The 24,348-nt window shown below is 42.3% G+C and carries 23 protein-coding genes; 14 read left to right on the forward strand and 9 right to left on the reverse strand.

Translation table 11 applies throughout. The features are described 5' to 3' along the window. Positions 1 to 10: 10 nt before the first annotated feature. Positions 11 to 3,172 carry a SusC/RagA family TonB-linked outer membrane protein gene (locus tag ACKWCA_RS08215; protein WP_413977694.1) on the reverse strand — a complete coding sequence of 1,054 codons (3,162 nt, stop codon included), beginning with the start codon at positions 3,170 to 3,172 and terminating at the stop codon, positions 11 to 13. Positions 3,173 to 3,525: 353 nt separating this feature from the next. Here ACKWCA_RS08215 and ACKWCA_RS08220 point away from each other — a divergent pair, with 353 nt between their 5' ends. From ACKWCA_RS08220 to ACKWCA_RS08275, 12 genes are all read left to right on the forward strand, one after another. After that, positions 3,526 to 4,551 (forward strand): LacI family DNA-binding transcriptional regulator, encoded by a 1,026-nt coding sequence (locus ACKWCA_RS08220; RefSeq protein ID WP_413977695.1) that lies wholly within the window; start codon positions 3,526 to 3,528, stop codon positions 4,549 to 4,551. Between the two features lie 18 nt (positions 4,552 to 4,569). Continuing rightward, positions 4,570 to 5,229, forward strand: a complete 660-nt coding sequence (gene pgmB / locus ACKWCA_RS08225; protein WP_413977696.1) for a beta-phosphoglucomutase — start codon at positions 4,570 to 4,572, stop codon at positions 5,227 to 5,229. A 90-nt stretch (positions 5,230 to 5,319) separates the two neighbouring features. Next, a complete protein-coding gene (locus ACKWCA_RS08230) occupies positions 5,320 to 7,635 on the forward strand; it encodes a glycoside hydrolase family 65 protein (protein WP_413977697.1) in 2,316 nt (771 codons plus the stop codon). 23 nt (positions 7,636 to 7,658) lie between these two features. Beyond that, the gene (locus tag ACKWCA_RS08235; RefSeq protein ID WP_413977698.1) at positions 7,659 to 9,500 is read left to right on the forward strand and encodes an alpha-amylase family glycosyl hydrolase; all 1,842 of its coding nucleotides are present in this window, start codon (positions 7,659 to 7,661) and stop codon (positions 9,498 to 9,500) included. An 8-nt stretch (positions 9,501 to 9,508) separates the two neighbouring features. After that, complete coding sequence (locus ACKWCA_RS08240) at positions 9,509 to 10,258, forward strand: glycerophosphodiester phosphodiesterase (protein WP_413977699.1); 750 nt, start codon at positions 9,509 to 9,511, stop codon at positions 10,256 to 10,258. Continuing rightward, positions 10,258 to 11,532, forward strand: a complete 1,275-nt coding sequence (locus ACKWCA_RS08245; RefSeq protein WP_413977700.1) for a BaiN/RdsA family NAD(P)/FAD-dependent oxidoreductase — start codon at positions 10,258 to 10,260, stop codon at positions 11,530 to 11,532. Before ACKWCA_RS08240 ends, ACKWCA_RS08245 begins: the two co-directional genes overlap by 1 nt. After that, positions 11,533 to 12,078 carry a DUF1697 domain-containing protein gene (locus ACKWCA_RS08250; RefSeq protein ID WP_413977701.1) on the forward strand — a complete coding sequence of 182 codons (546 nt, stop codon included), beginning with the start codon at positions 11,533 to 11,535 and terminating at the stop codon, positions 12,076 to 12,078. A 45-nt stretch (positions 12,079 to 12,123) separates the two neighbouring features. Beyond that, entirely contained in the window at positions 12,124 to 13,212 is a 1,089-nt protein-coding gene (locus ACKWCA_RS08255; protein ID WP_413977702.1) for a diphosphomevalonate decarboxylase, read from the forward strand. Positions 13,213 to 13,247: 35 nt separating this feature from the next. Further along, on the forward strand, positions 13,248 to 13,595 hold the full coding sequence (locus ACKWCA_RS08260; protein WP_413977703.1) for a four helix bundle protein: 348 nt from the start codon (positions 13,248 to 13,250) through the stop codon (positions 13,593 to 13,595). Positions 13,596 to 13,631: 36 nt separating this feature from the next. Further along, positions 13,632 to 14,570 carry a mevalonate kinase family protein gene (locus ACKWCA_RS08265; protein WP_413977704.1) on the forward strand — a complete coding sequence of 313 codons (939 nt, stop codon included), beginning with the start codon at positions 13,632 to 13,634 and terminating at the stop codon, positions 14,568 to 14,570. 15 nt (positions 14,571 to 14,585) lie between these two features. Then, positions 14,586 to 15,506: a geranylgeranylglycerol-phosphate geranylgeranyltransferase gene (locus tag ACKWCA_RS08270; protein WP_413977705.1), complete on the forward strand. Its 921-nt coding sequence runs from the start codon at positions 14,586 to 14,588 to the stop codon at positions 15,504 to 15,506. Further along, positions 15,491 to 16,441, forward strand: coding sequence for a carbon-nitrogen hydrolase family protein (locus ACKWCA_RS08275; protein ID WP_413977706.1), 951 nt, complete (start codon positions 15,491 to 15,493; stop codon positions 16,439 to 16,441). Before ACKWCA_RS08270 ends, ACKWCA_RS08275 begins: the two co-directional genes overlap by 16 nt. A gap of 16 nt (positions 16,442 to 16,457) precedes the next feature. Here the strand turns inward: ACKWCA_RS08275 and ACKWCA_RS08280 are convergent, their stop codons facing one another. Both ACKWCA_RS08280 and ACKWCA_RS08285 read right to left on the reverse strand, forming a co-directional pair. Continuing rightward, positions 16,458 to 17,489 carry a hypothetical protein gene (locus tag ACKWCA_RS08280; protein ID WP_413977707.1) on the reverse strand — a complete coding sequence of 344 codons (1,032 nt, stop codon included), beginning with the start codon at positions 17,487 to 17,489 and terminating at the stop codon, positions 16,458 to 16,460. A gap of 188 nt (positions 17,490 to 17,677) precedes the next feature. Beyond that, a complete protein-coding gene (locus ACKWCA_RS08285; RefSeq protein WP_413977708.1) occupies positions 17,678 to 18,568 on the reverse strand; it encodes a helix-turn-helix domain-containing protein in 891 nt (296 codons plus the stop codon). Between the two features lie 267 nt (positions 18,569 to 18,835). Here ACKWCA_RS08285 and ACKWCA_RS08290 point away from each other — a divergent pair, with 267 nt between their 5' ends. Then, positions 18,836 to 19,108: a DUF983 domain-containing protein gene (locus tag ACKWCA_RS08290; protein ID WP_413978031.1), complete on the forward strand. Its 273-nt coding sequence runs from the start codon at positions 18,836 to 18,838 to the stop codon at positions 19,106 to 19,108. Positions 19,109 to 19,156: 48 nt separating this feature from the next. Here ACKWCA_RS08290 and ACKWCA_RS08295 read toward each other — a convergent pair whose 3' ends face one another. Genes ACKWCA_RS08295 through ACKWCA_RS08310 form a run of 4 tightly spaced genes read right to left on the reverse strand, consistent with a single transcriptional unit; the run spans position 19,157 to position 21,716 of the window. Further along, positions 19,157 to 19,756, reverse strand: coding sequence for a pyridoxamine 5'-phosphate oxidase family protein (locus tag ACKWCA_RS08295; RefSeq protein WP_413977709.1), 600 nt, complete (start codon positions 19,754 to 19,756; stop codon positions 19,157 to 19,159). A 10-nt stretch (positions 19,757 to 19,766) separates the two neighbouring features. Next, positions 19,767 to 20,768 carry a type I glyceraldehyde-3-phosphate dehydrogenase gene (locus ACKWCA_RS08300; protein WP_413977710.1) on the reverse strand — a complete coding sequence of 334 codons (1,002 nt, stop codon included), beginning with the start codon at positions 20,766 to 20,768 and terminating at the stop codon, positions 19,767 to 19,769. Between the two features lie 12 nt (positions 20,769 to 20,780). Then, positions 20,781 to 21,194, reverse strand: a complete 414-nt coding sequence (locus ACKWCA_RS08305; RefSeq protein ID WP_413977711.1) for a DUF1348 family protein — start codon at positions 21,192 to 21,194, stop codon at positions 20,781 to 20,783. 3 nt (positions 21,195 to 21,197) lie between these two features. Next, positions 21,198 to 21,716, reverse strand: coding sequence for a TetR/AcrR family transcriptional regulator (locus tag ACKWCA_RS08310; protein WP_413977712.1), 519 nt, complete (start codon positions 21,714 to 21,716; stop codon positions 21,198 to 21,200). Positions 21,717 to 21,846: 130 nt separating this feature from the next. Between ACKWCA_RS08310 and ACKWCA_RS08315 the strand changes: the two genes are divergently transcribed. Beyond that, positions 21,847 to 22,686 carry a pseudouridine synthase gene (locus tag ACKWCA_RS08315; protein ID WP_413977713.1) on the forward strand — a complete coding sequence of 280 codons (840 nt, stop codon included), beginning with the start codon at positions 21,847 to 21,849 and terminating at the stop codon, positions 22,684 to 22,686. A 6-nt stretch (positions 22,687 to 22,692) separates the two neighbouring features. Here ACKWCA_RS08315 and ACKWCA_RS08320 read toward each other — a convergent pair whose 3' ends face one another. Both ACKWCA_RS08320 and ACKWCA_RS08325 read right to left on the reverse strand, forming a co-directional pair. Next, positions 22,693 to 23,385: a hypothetical protein gene (locus ACKWCA_RS08320; RefSeq protein ID WP_413977714.1), complete on the reverse strand. Its 693-nt coding sequence runs from the start codon at positions 23,383 to 23,385 to the stop codon at positions 22,693 to 22,695. A 29-nt stretch (positions 23,386 to 23,414) separates the two neighbouring features. Next, the gene (locus ACKWCA_RS08325) at positions 23,415 to 24,344 is read right to left on the reverse strand and encodes a PorP/SprF family type IX secretion system membrane protein (RefSeq protein ID WP_413977715.1); all 930 of its coding nucleotides are present in this window, start codon (positions 24,342 to 24,344) and stop codon (positions 23,415 to 23,417) included. Positions 24,345 to 24,348 lie beyond the last annotated feature (4 nt).

The raw sequence follows: 24,348 nt of genomic DNA on the forward strand, positions 1-24,348 counted from the left end.
AATTTTTTTATTAAAATGATGCGTTTATTCCGAAGGTGAATGTTCTTGGATTTGGAAATCCAGACCAGTCAATACCCCTTGTTGGAACTCCGGAATTCAGGTCTCCAGTGTTGACCGTAATTTCAGGATCTAGACCTGAGTAATCGGTAATCAAGAATAAATTCTGTCCTGTTACTGATAAGCGAAGGCTTTTGAACAAGCCGTCACCTTTAAGAGGCCAATTATAGCCAATGGTTGCGTTCTGGAAACGGACAAAATCACCTTTTTCCAAATATCTGGTCGAAACGTCAGCCGATGTTCCCGCAGCTTCTCCGCTGGTAACAACATCTCTTGTCACGTTTCTGGCATTGGTAAGTGATCCTGTGGTGAAAAGTCCATTTGAAGTGTTGTTGTAGACCGAGAATCCAAACTGGCCATTGAAGTACGCGGCGAAATCAAACCGTTTGACTCTTAAGTTCAAGGAAAGACCCGTAGTGACATCGGGAAGTGCATCCTCACCTACGAAAATCTTATCTCCCTCACTGGTAGCGCTCCCTACACCATCACCATCTTGGTCTCTGAAGGTTGGCTGACCAGCAGAATCAAGACCGGTAAATTCGGCCATGTAGTAGGAGAACAATGATTGTCCAGCCGCAAAACGCTGCGCGAACGCTCCTGAGAGTCCTTGTCCGTTTACAGCACCTGTGTTGATGAGTCCTGCAAAATCCTGAACCTCATTTTCGTTGTATGCAATGTTGAAAGAGGTTGAGAAATTAACATCTTCTTTTTGAATCCAATCGTAAGCTATGGCAAATTCAATACCTTGGTTAACGATTTTTGCATCTACGTTACCGAACTGGAATGGGTCAATTGCCGGAGCCGCTGGCGGAGTTCGAAGCAATACATCACTTGTGGTGTTTTGATATACATCGATACTACCTGAAAGTCGATCGTTTGCAAAACCAAAATCAAGACCTGCGTTCAAGTTCAAGGTAGGTTCCCATTTCAAATCAGGAACGTCAGTGGCCACAATTCTCAAGCCGTTTGCGTTAACGGTTAAATCATTTTGAATTGTAAATCCGTTGTTGAAGTCAGTGAATCGTTGTCTGGCTACGAAATTACCGTAACCCAAACCATCTTGGTTACCGGTAACACCTGCACTTAAACGAAGTTTAAGCGTCGAAATATTGTCACCGACAAAGTCTTCTTCACCCAATTGCCATGCAAAGGCACCTGAAGGGAAAATGCCGTATTGATTTTCCGGGCCGAAACGTGAAGAACCATCCGCTCTTACTGTTGCTGTAAATAGATACTTACTGGCAATCGAATAATTGATTCGACCGAAGAAAGACTGTAGTTCATCCGTATTATCAAAAGTGTCGGCAATTACTGCACGCACCTTTCTAGTGAATCCGAAAGGAGTAGGGTCACCTGACACAACGGTTGGAAGTAATCGGTTTACCTGAAGTTGGTCAAAGTTGGTACCGAAATAGAATTGCTGAAAGTCTCCCGTAATAGTGCTTTGAGCTCCATTTACGGTTTCTTGAAGGTCAGATACCATTTGATTTAAGTTGGTCGTACCAAATCCTCTAGCATTTACATTTCTTCCAACGGTTTTGAAATCCTGATATGAGAAACCGACCAATACATCCAGATTTGAGTTTTCAAAAGCTTTCGTATAATTTAAAGTAGCTTCCAATAGTCTGTTTTCCCGCTCTAGGGTGTTATAGGTCCCAAAACCTACATCTTGAATACCGTCGATATTTCTAACTGCCGAGGAAATAACGGAGTTGTTTTCACCTTCTGACCTGTCATAACCCAGATTTACTTTAGCCGTTAATTCATCGGTAATCTTGTATTCCGCCGAGCCGTTTAACAAAACCCTGTCGGTATTTGTTCGAATCTGGCTATTCTGCAAATAGTTCGCTGGAGAAAGTAAGCCTCCTTGCGCAGCAAAAGCGGAAGAGCTGGGCCATGTTGGGTTGGCCGAATAGGCCGCTCCTAAAACATCACCCCGGAATCCGGCTCCACCGGCCAAAGGTGCAGTTTCATCATTTACCCTTGAAATAGTGGCCGCAACACTTAACACCAATTTATCATCTAAAAAGCGATGTCTTGCATTCACACGACCTGTGATACGCTCAAGGTCGGTTTTTTCGATTACACCGAATTGCTTGCTATACCCAAAAGTGGCTCGAACGTTTCCTTTGCCATAATTATTTGAGTATGAAATGTTATTGTTTGTCGAAGCCGCTGTTCTGGTAATGAAATCTTGCCAATCCGTATTATTTCCGAAATCCGTAGTAGCCAAATCGGCATTAGGGTTGAATTGAAATACAGCAGGTACGAATTCATCTGCATTTAATAAATCGTAATCATTTGCGGGCTTAGAGACACTTAAACTACTTGAGAATTCGATTACGCCACCTTGTGATGACTTACCGCTTTTCGTAGTGATGATGACTACCCCATTTGCACCTCTTGAACCATATATGGCGGTTGCAGAGGCATCTTTCAGAACACTGATGCTTTCAATGTCCGAAGGGTTTAAGAAGTTCAACGGGTTTCTTGCAGCAGTAGTTCCACCGTTTCCACCGCCACTACCGGCATTACCATCAGGAGAAGTGTTTTCACCTGATAACGGAATACCATCCACTACAAACAGCGGATTGTTGTTGGCACGAACAGAGTTGGAACCCCTAATGTTGATGGAAATACCAGCACCAGGCTCACCACTCGTTTGTTGAATGTTCACACCAGCGGTCTTACCCTGAATCAGTTGTTCGGGTGAAGCGATAACACCACCGTTGAAATCCTCGGCGCTAACTGCCGTAACGGAACCGGTCGCATCTTTGACCGTTGTAGTACCATAACCGATTACCACTACTTCCTCCAAAGCTTCTGCATCTTCCTGCATGGTCACGTTAATGGTCGTCTGACCATCCACCGCAATTTCCCTGGTTAAGTAGCCAATGTAGCTAAATACCAAAGTTGCGTCACCTTCTACTTCAAGGGAGTAGTTACCGTCAAAATCGGTCTGGGTACCATTGGTTGTTCCTTTTACAACAACACTAGCACCTGGCAAAGGTCCGCTCGCATCGGATACGGTTCCTGTTACCTCCTGTGCTTGTACCATACCAAAGCACAAAAATGCACCGGTAATCAACAAGCTTTTTAGTAGCGTAATCTTCATAAATGTTAATTTAAATTGAGTTAATTTTAGTTCAAGCGTTAAAAATATGTAAAATTGTTGTTAATAAGGTGGATAAGAGGCGGTGCAGAACTACGAAACCGTTTTCGTGTTGATAACTTTTTTGAAATAAGACAATACCAACATACCTCCTAATAAATTATTAAATTCATATTAAAGTATATGTGAAAGTGGGGAATTGATAATTTTGGCCAAAGATACACTTTTTCTATTTATTGTAATTTTAACACGACCTCCGGTCCTAACCGTTGAAAATTTAACATTTGGGTTTTCGGTAGCTTATTTTAAGCGTAATTTTCATTTCTTGTAATTCACAAAACCAAAAGTCTTCTGTTTTGAAAAAAAAAATAACCCTAAAACATATTGCCAGAGAGCTTGAGGTTTCCATTTCAACCGTTTCAAAAGCGCTTAAAAATAGTGAGGAGATTAGTCGCGATACGAAGGAAAAAGTGCAGGCATTTGCTAAGCTCTATAACTATAGACCGAACAATATTGCCATCAGCTTAAAGAACAAGCGGACCAGAAATATCGGGGTCATCATTCCTGATATTGTTCATCATTTTTTTACGACCGTGTTCAGGGGAATCGAGAAATTCGCCAATAGTAGGGGTTATAATGTGATTATCTGCGTATCGGATGAATCTTTCGACAAAGAGGTAATCAATATGGAAATGTTGGCGAACGGAAGTATTGATGGGTTTATTATGTCTCTTTCCGCCGAGACCCAACAGAAGAATGACTTCAATCATTTAAAGGAAGTGACCGAGCAAGGTATTCCTTTAGTGCTCTTTGACCGTGTAACCGATGAAATAGAATGTGACAAGGTAATCATCAATGATAAGGAAGTGGCCTATGCCGCGGTGCAAAAGATGATCGATTCAGGAAAAAGAAAAATAGCGCTGGTCACCACCGATAGTTATTTTAATGTCAGTAAGAAAAGGGCCGAGGGCTATAAAAAGGCCTTGGCGGACAACGGTATTCCGTTCAATGAGATGCTTGTTTTGACCTTACCTTATCAAGAAATAGACAATTCTTATATTGAACGTTTTTTTGTTGAGAACGATATTGACGCGGTCTTATGCGTGAACGAGGTGTTCGCCATTCATTGTATGGGGGCCGTACAGAGTTTAGGCATGCACATTCCCGATGACGTTTCTTTTGTCGGTTTTACCGATGGCCTACTTTCCAGATATTTTGTACCCAGTTTGACCACGGTAGCACAGCACGGCGAGCAAATGGGTGAGACGGCCGCACAAATGCTCATCGAGAAGATAGAAACCGAGATTGAAGAACATGAAGAAGAGACCTATCGCACTGAAATTATTGAAGCGACTTTGCTCGAAAGAGAATCTACTAAATAATCCACAACACTTTTAGAAATGAACAAAACCGGATTTATATTCGATTTAGACGGCGTTATCGTAGATACTGCCAAATATCATTACTTGGCATGGAAAAATCTGGCCCAGGAGCTGGGTTTTGAGTTCACTCATGAACAAAACGAACTATTTAAAGGAGTCAGTAGAAAAAGATGTCTCGAGATATTACTTGATATCGGAGGTGTTACCGCTACCCAAGAACAATTTGATTCTTGGATGATCGAAAAGAACGAAGACTACCTCAAGTACATTGAAAAAATGGATGAGACCGAAATCCTTCCAGATGTACCGAAGGTCTTGGAGTATGTAAAGCGCCATGAGATGCCCATTGCCTTGGGATCCGCAAGTAAAAATGCCAGGCCCATTCTGGAAAAGGTAAAACTGCTTTCGTACTTTGAAACGATTGTAGATGGTAATAACGTCACCAAGGCGAAACCAGACCCTGAGGTGTTTTTGATCGCTGCGGAACAACTTGGGGTAAGGGCCGATCAATGTGTTGTTTTCGAAGACGCCCAAGCAGGTATAGCGGCGGCAAATTCAGCAGACATGATAAGTATTGGTATCGGGGATGCCCAGGTACTTTCAGAAGCCGATTACAATTTCAAGGATTTTACGGAAATCGATGATGGTTTTTTAAAGAAATTAATAACGCAAGAGTAGTCTAGTCAGGGCCGTTTCGTGCTGTATGTATGCCATCAGTTCGGAATGTGGAACAGCAGTAAAGCGACAAGACCATAATTAAATTATACTATGAATCAAGAATATATAAAACCGGACAACTGGTCGATTATCGAAGAGGGGTTTGAAGAAGGCAGGGTGAAATCCTCTGAAAGTCTCTTCAGTATAGGCAATGGGGCCATGGGGCAGCGCGCCAATTTTGAAGAAGGGTATTCGGGCGAAACCTTTCAAGGCAGTTATATAGGCGGGGTGTATTATCCTGACAAAACGAGAGTGGGCTGGTGGAAGAACGGTTACCCCGAATATTTTGCAAAAGTATTGAATGCGCCGAACTGGATAGGGATTAATATCGTTGTTGATGGAGCGGCACTAGATTTGGCTACCTGTAAAGCGGTTGACAACTTTCGCCGTGAGTTGAACATGAAAGAGGGATGGTATCAAAGAAGTTTTTCGGTGACGCTTTCCAATAATACGGAGCTCAGCATCAAAGTGACCCGTTTTCTAAGTCTTGACATCGATGAAATCGGTGCGATCAAGTATGAAATCAAACCACTGAATAAGGAGGTAGAGATTGTCGCCATCCCGTATTTGGACAGTGGTATCACAAATGAGGATAGCAACTGGGACGATAAATTCTGGAATACTACCCAATTAACCTCCGAAGGTAGGCAAGCGTTCATCGAAGCCCACACGATGAAAACAAATTTCGCAACCTGTACGTTTATGGAATCGAAGGTACTTCTGAACGGCGCCGAATTGAAGGAAAAGCCTTCTGCTGTTAAAGAGGATGACCTTAAGGTAAGTCATTCCTATCTGCAAAGGGTCAATAAAGATGAGACCTTGGAAATCCATAAGTTTGGGGGTTATGTAGTGGATACCAATCATGAGCGGGAAGCCTTGGTCAGCGCTGCGAAAACCGTGTTGAAAAAGGCATCTGAACTCGGTTTCGATGCCCTTCTAGCGTTACAGAAAGAGGCATGGGCCAAAATTTGGGAAATGAGCGATATCACCATTGAAGGTGATGTTAAGGCACAACAGGGCATCCGGTTCAATATCTTTCAATTGAATCAAACCTATTCTGGTACAGACTCCAGGCTGAACATCGGACCCAAAGGATTCACCGGTGAAAAATATGGCGGCAGTACCTACTGGGATACGGAAGCCTACTGTATACCGTTTTACATGGCGACCAAAGATCAGGAAGTCGCGCGGAATTTATTGGAGTATCGATACAACCATCTAGAAAAAGCTATAGAGAACGCGGAAAAATTAGGATTTTCGAATGGAGCTGCACTTTATCCTATGGTTACCATGAACGGGGAAGAGTGTCATAATGAATGGGAGATTACGTTTCAGGAAATTCACAGAAATGGAGCAATCGCCTTTGCCATTTACAACTATTACCGCTTTACAGGAGACTATTCGTATATCCCAGAGATGGGCTTGGAAGTATTGATAGGTATCGCCCGTTTTTGGCAACAACGCGCTAATTTTTCCGAAAAGAAAGGAAAGTTCGTTATTCTCGGTGTCACGGGACCAAATGAATATGAGAACAACATCAATAACAATTGGTACACGAACTACTTGGCCAAATGGTGTATCGAGTATACATTGGAACAAGTACAGAAAGTAAAGGAAGGATATCCTGAAGACCACGATCGAATTATTGGTAAAACAAAATTAACGGCGAATGAAAAGATGGCATGGGAGAACGTGGCAAAGAACATGTACTTTCCATACGACAGTGAAAAAGGGGTCTTTTTACAGCAAGATGGTTTTCTCGATAAGGAATTGATATCGGTGGAAGACCTCCCGGCGTCAGAACGTCCCATTAACCAAAAATGGAGTTGGGACCGTATTCTCCGTTCCCCCTATATCAAACAGGCCGATGTTTTACAAGGATTCTACTTTTTCGAAGATCACTTCACGAGCGACGAACTTGAAAAACACTTTGATTTTTACGAGCCCTTTACGGTGCATGAGTCCTCGTTATCGCCCTGCGTACATAGCATCCAAGCTGCTAAATTGAATCGTATGGAACAAGCCTATGTATTTTACTTGAGAACATCACGGTTAGATTTGGATGACTACAACAAAGAGGTAGAAGAAGGGCTCCACATTACTTCCATGGCTGGAACATGGATGAGTATTGTCGAAGGTTTCGGAGGTATGCGTATGGTTGATGATAAGTTGTCTTTTGTGCCCAGGATTCCAGACCAATGGAAACGGTATTCCTTCAAGGTGAATTTTAGAAAGCGTATTTTGAACATCAGTGTTGGTCAAGATGGCATTGCATTCGAATTGAATGGAAAAGAAGAAATGTCTATTCGAGTGAACGGAAATCGTGTCGTACTACCTCCCCACAAAGAAGTAGTGGTACAGAAATGATCAGGCGAACAATGATTTGGGTAATGGCAGCGTTACTTTTCGGATGCCAACAGAAAAAAGAAGAGCCGCAACCTATGAATGTAGATACTACCAAAGTACATAAGAAAGTTATCTATCAAGTATTCCCGAGACTTTTCGGTAATACCAATACGACCAATAAGCCTTGGGGAACCTTGGAAGAGAACGGAACAGGAAAGTTCTCCGACTTCACGGAAAAAGCCCTTGAGGAAATCAAAAATTTGGGAGTGACCCATATTTGGTATACAGGTGTACCGCACCACGCATTGGTCACGGATTACGCTTCCCAAGGAATCTCACCCGATGACCCTGATGTGGTCAAAGGTCGTGCAGGATCCCCATATGCGGTGAAAGATTACTACAATGTCAATCCCGATTTGGCCGATACGGTCGAAAATCGCCTTCAGGAATTCAAAGAACTCATAGCGCGTACCCACAATGCAGGTCTCAAAGTGCTCATCGATATCGTTCCCAACCATGTGGCCAGAAACTATAAGGGTAACTCTACTCCGACTGGTTTAGAAGCTTTTGGCGCCTCCGATGACCGTACGGTGACGTACGCCCGAAACAACAATTTTTATTATATACCCGATTCAGACTTTAAGGTGCCGGTCTGGGAAAACGGCTACCTGCCCTTAGGAGGAGCGGACCACGAAATGTCAGATCATGAATTTGTTGAAGTGCCCGCCAAATGGACAGGTAATGGTTCTAGGGCTGCCCAACCCAAGATGAATGATTGGTATGAAACCGTAAAAGTGAACTACGGGGTGCGACCTGATGGATCTTATGATTTTGAAAGCTTGCCCGAGTCGTATGATCAAGAAGATTTCAAGACCCATTATGAATTTTGGCAAGACAAAAGCGTGCCCGATTCTTGGGTGAAATTCAAGGATATTGCCCTCTATTGGTTGGAACATGGAATCGATGGATTTCGATATGATATGGCCGAGATGGTACCAGTGGAGTTTTGGAGTTACATGAATTCACACATCAAAATGAAGAACAATGAAGCGCTTTTAGTGGCTGAGGTCTATCAACCTGCATTGTACCGTGATTACATCAGAAAGGGTAAGATGGACTATTTGTATGATAAGGTGGAACTTTACGACAGCCTCAAACATATCATGCAAGGTCATGGATGGACCGATCATATTCCCAAAGTCTTGGAGGGATTACAGGATATTGAACATCACATGTTGCACTTTCTTGAAAATCACGATGAACAACGCATTGCAAGTCCGGAATTTGTTGGAAATGCCCTTAAGGGGATGCCTGCGATGGTCGTTTCGGCCACCTCTACTACCTCTCCGACCATGATTTACTTTGGTCAGGAGGTCGGGGAAGCAGGCGCTGAGAATGCCGGTTTCGGACAGCCTTCGCGCACTTCGATTTTCGACTATATTGGCGTGCCGAGTCATCAACGTTGGGTCAATGACAAAAACTATGACGGAGGGCAGTTGTTCGATGATGAGAAGAAACTGCGCGACTTTTATCGGCGTCTTTTGAACTTTACTATAGCAAGTGAGGCCTTAATGGGTACCTATCAAGATATTCATTATTTCAATAAAGATCACACGGAAGGATACGACCACAAAGTACTGTCATATGTGCGATGGAGTGATGCTGAAAAACTGATCATTACTACAAATTTTCATGATGGTGACTCTAGGGTCTTTGAATTGAAAATACCTCAAGAAATCATCAAGGAATGGAATTTAGACGAGGGCACCTACCCAGTTGTCGATGCGTTGTACGGAAGTGAGAAAGAAATGGCGGTCGAAAATGGAATTGGAAAATTGGATGTAACCCTCAATCCACTTGAATCGTTTATTTTTGTCGTAAAATAGATAGGAACATGTTGAGAAAGTTCATTGTGGCTCTGCCAGTAGCACTTATTCTTTTGAGCTGTATGCAAGAAAAAAAACCTTTGGTCATCGGTCATCGAGGAGCGATGGGCCATGAAACGGAAAACACTTTGGCATCCATTCAGAAAGCTTTGGATCTTGGTGTCGATATGATTGAGATAGATGTTTTTAACGTAAAGGGCGGCGATACTATGGTCTTTCACGATGAGACCTTGGATCGTTTGGCCAATGCAGGCGGAAAAATCGAAGATTGGACCTATTATGAACTGCGCAAGGTCATACTTGAAGGAGGTCATAAAATTCCTCGTCTCCAAGACGTGCTTAAACTGATCGATAATAAGGTACGGTTGAATATAGAGCTTAAAGGTAAGGGTACGGTCAATCGGGTAAAGTTCATTACGGATTACTATATCAAAGAAAGAGGGTGGACTATGGATAACTTCTTGATTTCTAGTTTTCATTGGGATGAACTTCGTGAAATGAGAGAAAAGAATCCAAATATTTCCATAGCTATTTTGACAGCAGACGACCCTATGGATGCCATTTCAATTGCTAAGGAACTTAAAGCGGAGGCAATCAATCCGAATTTCAAAAAGTTGAACCAAGAAAATAGTCTTGCCATTCATGAAGCTGGGTTTAAGATCTATCCATGGACCGTAAACGAACCCCAAGATATACTTACCATGAAGGAGTTTGGCGTTGATGGCATTATCACAAATTATCCTGAAAGAGTTCAATAATGTTCGATGTTCTTATAATCGGCGGGGGAGCGGCCGGTTTCTATGCCGCTATCCACATCGCCGAGGGAAATCGTAGATTAAAAGTCGCAATTCTTGAGCGAGGTAAAGAGGTACTGACCAAAGTCAAAATCTCCGGAGGAGGTCGGTGTAATGTAACACATGCGGAGTTTGACCCTAGTGAACTGGTCAAGAATTACCCTAGGGGTGAGAAAGAACTTTTAGGCCCGTTCCATACCTATTGTAGCGGTGACACCGTTCAATTTTTTGAAGAACGTGACATCGCATTGAAAATTGAAGACGATGGTCGAATGTTTCCAGTGTCAAATTCCTCGCAAACTATCATAGACTGTTTTTTAAATGAAGCAGACCGCCTAGGGATACAGGTGTACAAGCACAGTAGTGTTACTGATATCAGTCCTGTTGAAGTCGATGAAGGCCTGTTCTGGAACGTCAAATCAATACGGAATGAATATCAGACCAAAAAGCTCTTGGTGGCAACGGGCAGCAATCCAAAGGTATGGTCGCTCTTGCTAAAATTGGGACATACAATTGATGACCCGACCCCATCGCTCTTTACGTTCAACGTAGATGATGAGAGAATCAGTGGTATTCAGGGGGTCAGCACTCAAGCAAGGGTATCGATTTTAAAACCTAACCTGAAACCTAAAATAACCATTCCATTGGCAAGCCAGACCAAGGGCGAAGCACTGCTTACGGAAGAAGGTCCCGTTCTGATTACGCATTGGGGATTGAGTGGACCTGCAATATTGCGGCTTTCCGCATGGGGAGCTAAGCTATTGAACGAGCGTAACTATAAATTTTCTATTCGAGTCAATTGGATACCCGAATATCATGAGGAATCCGTTATCGATTTGTTGATGGAGATCAAAGAAGTGGAAGCGAAAAAAACGGTACTTCGCACCAAAGCCTTAGATCTGCCCCGTCGATTATGGACAAGTCTGGTCAAAGCCTCCGGGATCGCTCCTGAAGTGACTTGGGCCGATGTGTCAAAAGAACGGTTACAGCAATTGGCAATGCAGTTGACAAAAAGCGAATTCAAGGTAAATGGTAAAAGCACGTTCAAAGAAGAGTTTGTCACTGCTGGTGGGGTTACCTTGAAAGAGATTAATTTTAAAACATTCGAAAGTAAATTGCACTCCAATCTCTTTTTTGCCGGGGAAGTAATCAATGTCGATGCCATCACCGGAGGGTTCAACTTTCAGAATGCATGGACAGGGGGTTATATCGCCGCCCAGGGAATTTTAGAGAAATAAATGAAAACGTACATCGCACTTCTACGGGGAATCAACGTGAGCGGCCATCGAAAAATAAAAATGGTCGACCTTAGGGCTATGCTTGCCAAAATGGGATTCGAAGCGGTCAAAACCTATATTCAAAGTGGAAACGTAGTTTTTGAATCCTCTGAAACGAACACCCAAATCTTAGAACAGCAAATAAAAGAAGGAATCGCCAAGACTTTTGGTTTCGATGTGCCGGTTTTAATAAAGGACAGTACTGAATTGTTTGCGATTCTTCGTGAAAGTCCGTTTCAAAAGGAGGAAGATTTGGCCTCGAATAGAATCTATTATGTGTTGTTAAAGACCGTTCCTGACAAAGAGTCCATGGCGAACTTGGACCAAAGGGATTATCCTAATGAACACTTTGTTGTCACGTCGAATTGTGTATACTTGAATTGCTTTCTTGGGGCTGGAAAGGCCAAATTGAACAACAACATCATAGAGCGAAAACTGAAGTTGCAGGCTACAACACGAAACCATAAAACGATGGTCAAACTTCTTGAACTTAGCGGTCAAGGGTAAGTATCATAGGTGTCTTAGGCAAAACAAAAATCATATCTTTGCCCGATGTCTGAAGAACAATTTATCTTCCATCCAGATTCAGAACCGATCAAAGATGGAAAAGTCACTTGGAGGTCTCCGAGCAACATTGCCTTGGTCAAGTATTGGGGTAAAAAAGCGAACCAGATTCCAGCGAACCCATCACTGAGTTTTACGTTGAACGCCTGTGCTACGACAACTTCACTATCGTATACCCAAAGGGAGCATTACGCTGATGATTTTTCGTTCGATCTCTACTTTGAGGGAAGCCAGAAAGAGGACTTCAAACCGAAAATCAACACTTTTTTTAAACGTATAGCCCCCTATGTTCCGTTCATAAAGGTTGTTCATCTAACCATAGAGACTTCAAATTCATTTCCGCACAGTAGTGGTATCGCGTCTTCGGCGAGTGGTATGTCTGCACTGGCCCTTTGTTTGATGGATATCGAACGACAAATGGATACTACTATGACTTTGGATTTCTTTCATAGAAAGGCATCTTTTTTGGCTCGTTTGGGTTCGGGCAGTGCTTGTAGAAGTATTGAAGGTGATCTGGTGCATTGGGGAAGTCATGAAGACACGGTAGGGAGTTCTGATTTATACGGAATCAAATACCCCTACACGGTGCACGAAGTATTCAAGAATTACCACGACACCATACTTTTAGTCGATAAAGGCCAAAAACAGGTAAGTAGCACCGTTGGTCATGATTTAATGCACGCGCATCCTTTTGCGCAAAATCGTTTCGACCAAGCGCACGAAAACCTGACGAAGTTAAAAACGATATTGGTCGAAGGCAATCTTCCTGAGTTTGTGAAAATAGTGGAAAGTGAGGCCTTGACCTTGCATGCGATGATGATGACCAGCTTACCTTATTTCATTTTAATGAAGCCAAATACCCTAGCTATTATCAATAAAATATGGGCATTTAGGGAATCCTCGAATACGAATGTCTGTTTTACATTGGACGCAGGAGCCAACGTACATGTGCTGTATCCGCAGAATGAACATGAAGTAGTCTACCAATTTATTAAGGATGAGTTGGTTGTATATTGTGAAAAGGGACAGTACCTTTGTGATCGAATAGGTTTTGGTGCGAAAAAAATTAATAGTTAAGAATGAATAATTAATAACGTTTTAGTTCGTTGTTCATGGGTGAAAACGTTGTTAAAACGAAAAGTTTTGAATTTGCAGTTGATATTGTAGATCTTTACAAAGAACTGGCTTCCAATCACAAAGAGTATGTGATGTCTAGACAGCTTTTGAAATCAGGAACATCAATTGGAGCTAATGTGAGAGAAGCTGAGTTTGGAGTGAGCAAACCGGACTTTATTAACAAAATGTCCATTGCCTTAAAAGAGGCAAACGAAACGGACTATTGGTTAGAATTATTGAATAGAACGGCTTTTATAGGAGAAAATACGTATCTTGAATACAAGCCAAAAATAAATGAGATTATTAAATTATTGGTCAGTATCGTGAAATCAGCGAAACAGTAGTTTTTAATTATTCATTATACTTTCTTAATTAACCCTATGAAAGGACCTTTATTTTATTCGAAAATCCTTCTCTTTGGAGAATATGGAATCATTAAAGATTCCAAAGGACTTTCCATTCCCTATAACTTTTTCAAAGGTGCTTTGAAGACAGAGGATTCCTCTTCGGAAAAAGCTAAGAGATCGAATGGCGCTTTACGCGAATTCGTCGGGTACCTAGAAATGATTCAAAAGAACAGTCCGGATTTGGTGACGTTTGATTTTGAAACCTTGAAGCGTGATGTGAATGACGGTATGTACTTTGATAGTTCAATTCCGCAAGGTTATGGCGTAGGTAGTAGTGGGGCGCTTGTTGCTGCCATCTACGACAAATATGCTACGGACAAGATTACGGTCTTGGAAAACCTTACTCGTGAAAAACTATTGAAATTGAAAAAGATTTTCGGTAAAATGGAGTCTTTCTTTCACGGCAAGTCTTCCGGTTTAGATCCCTTGAACAGTTATTTAAGTCTTCCTATTCTGATTAATTCGCAAGACAATATTGAATCCACAAGTATACCCTCGCAAAACACAAAGGGTAAAGGTGCTGTATTCTTATTGGATAGTGGTATCACCGGTGAAACAGCCCCCATGGTCCAGATTTTCATGGAAAAAATGAAGCAAGAAGGCTTTCGTTCCATGCTAAAGAACCAATTTATAAAGCATACCGATGCCTGCGTCGAAGATTTTGTAAATGGAAATGTAAAATCGCTCTTCGGAAACTTAAAGCAGCTCTCACATATCGTTTTGGATAATTTCAAACCAATGATTCCTAAGAAGTTCCACCAATTGTGGAAACAGGGTATCGAGTCGAATGACTACTATCTCAAGTTATGCGGTTCAGGCGGTGGAGGCTATATTTTAGGATTTACACAAGATATCGACAAAGCGAAATCGATTCTGAAGGACTACCAATTAGAGGTGGTGTACAACTTCTAGTACAACCGTATCACAATGCTTAATAGAAAGAACAAGCTCTTACTTTTAAAGTTATTGAGTTTGTTTTCCGTCGTAAGGGGATATAATATTCTAATGATCGCCCTGGCGCAATATTTGGCATCGATCTATATTCTTTCGCCCGATCTACCCTTGCGAAAAGTAGTTTTTGATCTCAACCTTTTCTTTATTGTCCTCTCCTCGGCCATGGTCGTTGCCAGCGGTTATATCATCAATAACTTTTATGATGCCGAAAAAGATCTGATCAATAAACCAAAGAAAAGCATGTTGGACCGATTGGTCAGTCAGCGTTTTAAATTGACCACATATTTTATACTGAACCTTTTGGCGGTTATTGCGGCTAGTTATGTTTCATTTCGAGCCGTCTTCTTTTTCTCGGCCTATGTCTTTGGTATTTGGTTGTATTCCCATAAGCTAAAAAGAGTTCCTTTTATGGGTAATGTGGTCTCCGCTACATTGGCTATTGCCCCTTTCTTTGCGGTTTTCGTGTACTACAAGAACTTCCAGACCGTAATCTTCGTTCACGCAGTGTTCCTATTCTTATTGATATTGGTTCGTGAGATGGTCAAAGATCTGGAAAATATTGCCGGTGATATGGCCCAAAACTATAAAACGATACCCATTTTATATGGCCCGCGTTTTTCCAAAATGGGCATTAGTATTTTGGTGGTGCTTACATTGATTCCCTCGGTCATGTTGTTCCTATATTTTGATGTGGGCTACATGTATCTGTATTTTGTGGGTTGTATTGGTCTTTTGATCATGTTTTTGATGATGCTTTGGAGGGCCAAGACCAAATTGCACTATGTTGGCCTTCATAATATTTTGAAGTTCATCATTATACTGGGCGTATTCAGTATTCTTTTAATAGACATAGATTTAATCTTAAAACGGTTTCAACAATGGAACATCATTTAAAAGTGGCCTTGGCCCAAATTTCACCGGTTTGGTTGGATAGATCTGCGACCCTACAAAAAATAGAAACATCGATTCAAACGGCCGGAAAAGAAGGAGCTGAATTGATTGTTTTTGGCGAGGCCTTACTGCCGGGTTATCCATTTTGGTTGGCTTTGACGGAGGGAGCCGCGTGGGACAAAAAGGTAAATAAAGAGCTTCATGCACACTACGTTCGTAATTCCGTTCAGATTGAGGCAGGAGAATTGGATTCGATCTGTGCCCTTGCCAAAGAGCACCATATTGCAATCTACTTGGGAATGATGGAACGTGCCAAAAATCGAGGTGGTCATAGTATTTATGCCTCTTTGGTCTATATTGACCAAAAAGGGGAGATAAAATCCGTTCATAGAAAATTACAACCTACCTATGACGAGCGATTGACTTGGGCTCCAGGTGATGGTAATGGCCTACAGGTGCATCCTTTAAAACAATTTACGGTCGGTGGCCTGAATTGCTGGGAAAACTGGATGCCCCTACCGCGCGCGGCACTTTATGGACAAGGAGAAAATCTACATGTTGCCGTTTGGCCCGGAAGCGACCACAATACTAAGGATATCACGCGCTTTATTGCCCGAGAATCCAGGAGTTTCGTGATTTCCGTTTCCTCTTTGATGAAGAAAACCGACTTTCCGAAAGCTACGCCGCATTTGGAAGCGATACTCGCCAAGGCTCCTGATGTACTTGCCAATGGTGGGTCGTGTATTGCAGGGCCCGATGGAGAATGGATAGTGGAGCCCGTAATTCACGAGGAGGGTCTCATTTATCATGAACTTGATTTTAACCGGGTGTATGAAGAGCGACAGAATTTTGACTGCGTGGGTCACTACTCAAGGCCTGATGTGACCAAATTGGTAGTCAATCGTGAACGTCAGTCTACGGTGGAGTTCGCCAAATGAAATTGCTGCAGCAGTCCTATTCGATAAGTGAATTGGTGACCTCAATGCCGGTGTCGGCGTGCATGGAGATACTTGGATAGACTGGATACCAGCTCCCTCCAATATTATCGATAATGGTCGAATTGTCGATGCGAATGTTTCCTGAATGATCATTGCTTACAAAAAAGATGGACGAGCCATGGGCGTTCACTTCATTCTGTTGCAGTATGGAGCCCAAAACAGTAAGAGTCATCGTATTTCCATCGTTGTAAATAGCGCCGCCACTGCCACCTCCAGGAGTTCCTTCTTGTGCTGGGTTCGCGCCATTACCGGTTGCCGTGTTATGCGAAAATAGACTATTGATGATTGTCCATGATACTCCGATACTACTGATAGCACCCCCGTTAGAACCTGAGTTGCCGTAACCTGCTGCACCACCGAAGGTGCTATTTACGATGTATACCGGCAAATTGTTGAATTGACTAAAGACCCTTATTGCCCCGCCACCGACGTCCGGTCCTAAACTGGAACATATATTGTTGAAAAAACGACAATTTACGGCCTTGAATCTACCACCTCTTACCCATATGGCCCCACCTCCGTCATATATGGTCTCATTGGTCGAATTACCGTCTGCGAAAGTCAAGTTTTGAACAGTGAGCCTTGGATGATCTTGATTTTGACAATGATCGGTTGTCCAGCCTTGATCTTGGTCACAAGTGTTCATATACAATATTCTGGTCGTGCCACCACCAGTTAGCGTTACCAAGCCACCACCATCGATGACGACCTCGGTATTCGCCGCATTGACCACTTTTGCAGGCCTATTCATAAGAATGTTCACCGGGTCTGGGCCACAATTGAAGGTGATTTTACCCCCTAGGGCTACGGCATCGACAACTGCATCACAATCACAACTTTCGGGAGTACCGTCACCAATGATCGTGTCTGAGTTAGTCACGTCTTCAAGACCAGCTTCGGGGGGAATTGGAGAGTCACCCTCGGGATTACCTGCTCCAGGGCCATTTTCAGGATTCACCAAGGGGTTGAATACTGCTACATTTTCCATGGGGGCATCGTCGGAGCAACCGAACGTCACAAGACACAAAAAGACTATACATGCTAAATTTAGGCAACGACATACGGTAGGTAAAAACGTTTTCATGAGCTAGGTAATTGGTGCACTTAGCTAACGTAATTGTTCCTGAATAATTGCGAGGTGCAGTCCGTGAATGGCTTGAGCAAATGGGGTTGCACTTAGGAAAACTCCTTTCTTTTATACTTTTTTCTGAATGACAGCGGTGTGGTCTTTGTTTTCGCTTTGAATACTCTCGAGAAGTAAGCATAGTCTTCAAATCCGAGTATTTCGGCAATCTTTGCTAGGGAATTATTGGAGTGTACAATGAGTCGTTTCGCCTCAAGAAGTATGCGTTCGCTGATAAGTTCCGTTGTGGTTTTGTTTAGGGTGCTTTTAGTGATACGGTTCAAGTGTTTTTTGGTAATGTGGAGTTGGTCCGCATAAAATTTGGCGGATTTTTCGTTTCTGTAATTCTTTTCTATCGCGGCTTCCAGCCTTCCTAGTGTGTCAAGGTATGTCGTTGATTTTACGATTTCATGTGCTTCAAAAGTAGTATAACATCGGGTTAAATCGATATAAATGAGACGTGTTAGGCTGGCCAATCGTTCCTTTTTATAGGAGAAGTGCTGATGGTATTCTGCGTTTATTTCTCGAAATCTGGCTAGGATGTGTCGAAGTTCCCTAGATTTTAGTTGTAGATGTGGAGGATTTTCAATGGAGTAGTAGAATGGAAATTGTCGCAGTTTGGCATTTGAAAAACCAACTTCAAAAAATTCCTCCGTATGAAAAAAAATAAAGCCCTGCGGTTCACTGTTGAATTTCCAAAAATGAGTCTGACCCGGTTTTAGGAAAAATACACTTCCCGGCCTCACGGGATAGCTTGTAAAATCGATTTCATGCACACCACTTCCTTCTGAAAAAACAACGCAGAGGAAAAAGTCATGTCGGTGCGGAATAGTCACTAGGTCTTTGTTTTTCCTTAAGTGCAACCGTAGGTCATTGCTGTAAAAATCGGCAGTCGACTCTTCCGCTTCGAATTGTTGGATATTTAGAATCGGGATTAAGGCCAAATCGTTAAATTATGTCCTAAAAGTACAAAAAATAGAGATTATTGTATGAGAAAAGAGAATAATGCTATTCCTAACTTTGCCTATGTTTTAGCAGTTTTTCTAATCAGAATAAGGGAATATTAGAATAAAAAGGAATCTAAATAGAAAGTTATGAAGATTTTGAAAGGCACAAAATTAAACAGCATACTAAACGGCACATGTCCTGTTTGTCAAAAAGAGAGTATGTATCTCAAGGGTAATCCATACCGACTTGCAAGTACCTTGAAAATGAAGGAAAGGTGTGGCCATTGTAACACAAAGTACAAGATAGAACCTTCTTTCTTTTATGGGGCAATGTATGTGAGTTATCCGGTCGGTCTCAGTTTCGCTACCCCCACCTTTTTGCTGTCGTATCTTTTTTTTGACCTCAGTTTGATCACTACGTATGTAATCATCGTATTTGTGATGGTCATTTCCTTACCTATAATTCTGAGAGTCTCCAGAAATATTTGGATTAATTTTTTCATGAATTATCGAAAGACTAGTATAGACAGGGGGTAATAAAGGGGTTGAACCGCACCTTTCTCAAAGAATCTACATATGTATGCTTCAATTCGTTTCCGAAAGCTTTTTAAGTAGGGCTTCGTCCAATTTTAAATTCCCATTCGCCAACAACTCAGTGTACTGATCCAATGTGAATCTTTGGGTAATATGTTGCGGGCAATTCCAATCGTAAGCCTTAACGTTCATGACGATGAAACGTTCCACTTTTGCCGGATAATCGGCAGTAACCAATTTTTCATAAAGGGGATTATCTGACGCGGATATAATTTCCGTTTCGACCCAAATCTTTAACCGGCTACGAGTGCTGTAATCCATGAGTATTAGGGCGGCTTTTTTGGTGTCTTTCAAATTTCCCGTGGAAATATATTGCCGGTTTCCCCGAAAGTCAGCGAAAGCGATTTGTGTTGGGGAAAGAACCTTGAGAAACCCTTTTGGACCCCCTCGATATTGTACATAAGGCCAGCCGTTTTCTCCTACGGTTGCCATATAGAACATATCCCTATCCGCAATAAATTGAATTTCACTGATATGCAATTCATTCACTTCCATTCCATCCATACGGCTATAACTAAGCCGTGAACCATTTTCTTCTTGAAGTTGCTTCACACTTTCAGTGAACGCGATATCAGTGAAATTTTTGATCATGCTCATGTAGTTATTCGAGAATTTGGCGAATCATTTGATTCGTGAATCCCCATTCGTTATCGTACCAAGCCAATACTTTAAGTAAATCGCCATCCACCACTTTGGTCAAAGAAAGGTCAGCGATCGAAGCATAGGGACTTTTGATAATATCCGTTGAAACCAGCGGGTCAAAAGTCGCTTTTAAGACTTTTCGGTACCGGGGTGTGGCCGCTTCTTCAACCAGTATTTTGTTGACTTCATCAACGGTGACCGGCCGTTCTGTAAGTATGGTCATATCGGATAATGAACCGGTAGCAACGGGAACACGAACCGCCATCCCGTCAAATTTACCTTTGAACTCCGGCATTGCTTTCGTGGTGGCTATTGCGGCCCCCGTAGTCGTAGGTATGATATTATTGATGGCGGACCTGCCCATACGGGGATTGCTTTTTGAAGGCGAGTCTACCGTACTATTTGAGCTCGTTGCGGCATGAATGGTCGTCATAATGGCCTTTTTAATACCGATACGGCGACCTAAAATTTCGATTATAGGACTTATGTTGTTCGTTGTACAACTAGCGCAGGAGAAGATATGCGTTTCTCCGTCTTCCGTATTTACCCCATGAACGACCGTAGGTACTTCGGCACTTTTCGATGGCCCTGAGAGCACAACGTTCTTGGCCCCGGCCAGAATATGTTTTTTCGCATCTTCATAGGTGGTGAAAATGCCGGTACTTTCTATAACCGTATCAATATGAAGCTTGTCCCAAGGTAGTTCTTCGGGATTCCTTTCTTGAAGGTACTGTAGCGGTACGCCACCCACGTTCAAAGACCCATCCTCGATACGTATTTCTTTATCATATTCACCATGTACACTATCGAATTGAAGTAAATATGCGATGTTCTCGATAGGTGCGATATCATTTACCGCCACTAGTTCCAACTCAGGTGTTTCCAATATGATTTTCAAGGAAGCGCGACCAATCCGCCCCATTCCGTTTATAGCTACTCTTTTTACGATTTTACTTGCCATTTTATTGTTTTGTTAGTTTAACTTTTTGTCTACTTCGTTTATCTGGATATCGTTTATACTTGCGAACCTTTTTTTCATTAATCCATGTTCGTCAAATTCCCAGTTCTCATTTCCATAGGCTCTGAACCATTGCCCCTCCTCATTGCTGTATTCATATTCAAAGCGTACCGCTATTCGATTGTCGGTATGCGCCCAATATTCTTTTTTTAACCTGTAGTTCAACTCGTGCTTCCATTTTACGGAAAGAAATTCTTGTATCTCTTTTCTTCCACGGATGAATTCAGACCTATTTCTCCATTCACTATCGGCCGTATAGGCCATTGAAATCTTAATCGGATCTTGACTGTTCCATGCATCTTCGGCCAACTTGATTTTTTGCTTGGCCGTTTCGATGGTGAAAGGCGGTAACGGATGTTTTTGTTCCATGATTTATTTTAATAAGGCTTCCACAATTTCTTTTGCCTTTTCAACGGGCCATTGCTTACGGTATAACTGACTTTCAATAATCGCGCTCTCGAATAATAGGTAGACATGGTCCGATAGTGCGGAACCCTTTAAAAGAACCGAAAAGTGGGTTCTCAATTCGGCTTTATGACGCTGAATTACACTTAAGATCTTAGTGTTGTCACTGGGGATTTCCGATAGGATATTTAGGAAACTACAGCCCCTAAAATCCTCCTTTTCATTCATTAGCATCAAAAAATCGAAAGCGGTCAACACCTCGTCCGAATCACTTGAAGCGATATGGGTCTTCAGCTGTTCTGACCAGTAAGCATGTCTCGCTTTGAGATAGGCAATACAAACGTCTTCTTTTGACTTGAAGTTGTAATAAAAACTTCCTTTGGCCACTTTGGCCTCTTCAATGATTTGATTGATTCCCGTGGCGTTGTATCCTTGCCGATGAAAAAGGTCGGTAGCCGTAGTAATGATGCGTTCTTGTACTTTCATTTCGTGTGTTAATACGGTACAAAGATAGCTTAAATTTCTATTTTTAGACAGACTTGTCTAAAAATTAACAGAAGATTATTAATGTCGTACATCAGCAACGCTTTACTACCTTTGCCAACAAACGGAATTAATGGGCAGATCAGATTCAAATAACGGGGATAGAAAGTCAGGAAGGCAAGGGGGTACTTTTCGAAAGAAAAATTCTGCGAGGGTAAATGCACGGGTCAATAAAAAGGTAGCACCTAAAAGTTCGAATTCGAATGAAATCCGTTTGAACCGATATGTGGCTAATTCAGGGGTGTGTTCCCGTCGTGAGGCCGATATTTATATCGCTGCCGGAAACGTTACGGTAAACGGAAAGCCTATAACGGAAATGGGCTACAAGGTGAAGCTCGGTGATGATGTGCGTTTTGATGGCCGCCGTCTCAATCCCATTAAAAGAGAATATGTATTGCTCAACAAGCCCAAGGATTTTACAACTTCAGGGCGAGATGAACACGGAAGGCGTACGGCTCGAAGTCTCGTTTCAAAAGCCTCAAAAGCAGAGCTGAAACCCATAGGAAAATTGGACAAGAACACGACGGGGCTCATTATCTTTACCAATGACGGGGAAATGGCCAAACGTCTGAACAGCCCTAAAAACGGACTTCGAAAAATTTATCATATTGAGCTGAACAAAAATTTACGAAGTGCCGATTTGAAACGCATTCAAGAGGGGCTCCCCATAGACGACCGTATTGTGCGGGTTCAAGATGTCAGCTTTGTCGATAACGCTCCAAAAAACCAAGTTGGGATGGAACTTTCAAGTTCTCGGAATAACATTGTACGCAGGCTCTTTGAAGAATTGGAGTATGAAGTGGTAAAATTGGATCGAGTCGTCTATGCGGGTTTGACCAAAAAAGATCTCCCTAGAGGACATTGGCGTTTTTTGACCGAACAGGAAGTGATCAATCTCTCGATGATCAAGTAGGTTTTGTTATACCAAGCCCGTTATTGCCGCAGCCAAGCCAATGATGAACGCTATGGCGCACAAGCCTATGGCAAAGGCATAGGTTCTCATCAGTTCGGCATTGGTCGAAGTGTTCTCACTAACGTGGTTGTGTAAAAAAGGAACGCCTATGACGGTTCCGAAAATGAGAAAAAGAGTAAAGGGCAATGCCTGTATAAAAGTAGCGGGTTTTTTGTTCCTTTTCGCCGTTGCCGCCCTAGCTGCGTAATGACATACGATGGGGTAGGCAATCATGATTCCTCCGAAGTTTACGAATTCGCGAGCGGCATTTATCAGATACTTGTAATCGGTAATTGCATTTTGGGTTTCAGCGATATATTCTATCAATATGGCCCCGATATTAAAAAGAATAAAAAAGATCAGTACCATAAAGGCGATATGGAACCATTTTCGGCCTATTCCAAGTTGTGTGTCGGTAACCTTGGCAACTACGATCCTCGACCAAGCCAGCCAAATCAAAACAATTAGGGCTACTAGGATGATGTGCATTCCTAAAATGATATTGAATGCGTGGGCCTGCCCAGTTGAAGGATCTGAAATGTTGCCCAAGCTAATGGTCAGTATCGTATAGGTCAAAAACAGGAATAAAGGCCCTAGCACCAAAAAAAAGGCAAGTTTTTTTGGCGAAATAGAAAGAATATAGTCTTGAATTTTTTGCATTGTTTGGCCATTATACACCTATGATATTTTTAGTCCGTAGCATACCCTTTACCAAAACGATAGCTCAACATCAAGCCGTGAATGTTGGGTAAAACAGAATCTTTCAGGGCCATATTGTAGTGATAGATCAATCGGAAGTTCTTAATTAAATAAATGCCGGCCAAAAGGTTTACCGATGAATTACTACGATATCCCGCCCCAAGCTCGAATCGATTTCTATAGCTTACAGAAACATTGGTATCTATTTGTAACGGAGCTCCTTTTTCGCTCTTGATCAATACACTTGGCTTCAACATAAAATCTTCAAAACGATTATTATAAAAACGATAACCAAAATAGCCATAAATCGGACTTTCCAACTGTAGATTATCATCGCTAGCGAAACGGTCACCCAATACATTCGGTGTGGAGACACCGGCATAAAATCGAGCATGATTGAACAGAAAACCAACACCCACCGTAGGTATCGTAGCGTTGATATTCTGACTGAACCTCGGATCGTCCGAAATGCCAAGGTCCAATAAATTATCTTGATATTGTTGAATTCCTGCGGTAATACCGAAAGACAGCGTACCTGGCTGGTATATTTGCCAATATGGTCGGTCATCCTTGAAATCGAAAAAGATTTTATATGAATAGGCCGCAAAGGCACTTGTTGAGGTAGTTACCCCGATTTCATCACGGACAAAGCCTGCCCCAAGACCTACCTTACCTTCGTTTAAAGGGGTGTGAAAACTCAAGCTTAGGTTTCTCGGGCTACCTTCAAAAGAACTGAAGCCTGTATTGCTTGCTGTCATTTCGGTGTCGGGTAGGAGTCCGGCATAAGCGGAATTAATAATAAACGGATTGAAGTTGTATTCCGGAAAAACAGCGGTTTGTTGACCGAAAGTTGAATGGCATGTTAAGAGTGACAGCAGAACACCTAGTGCCAGCGTGCCAATTTTGTTGGTTTTCTTCATTGGT

Origin of the sequence: Maribacter corallii (assembly GCF_047345415.1) — a bacterium.
GTDB lineage: Bacteria > Bacteroidota > Bacteroidia > Flavobacteriales > Flavobacteriaceae > Maribacter_C.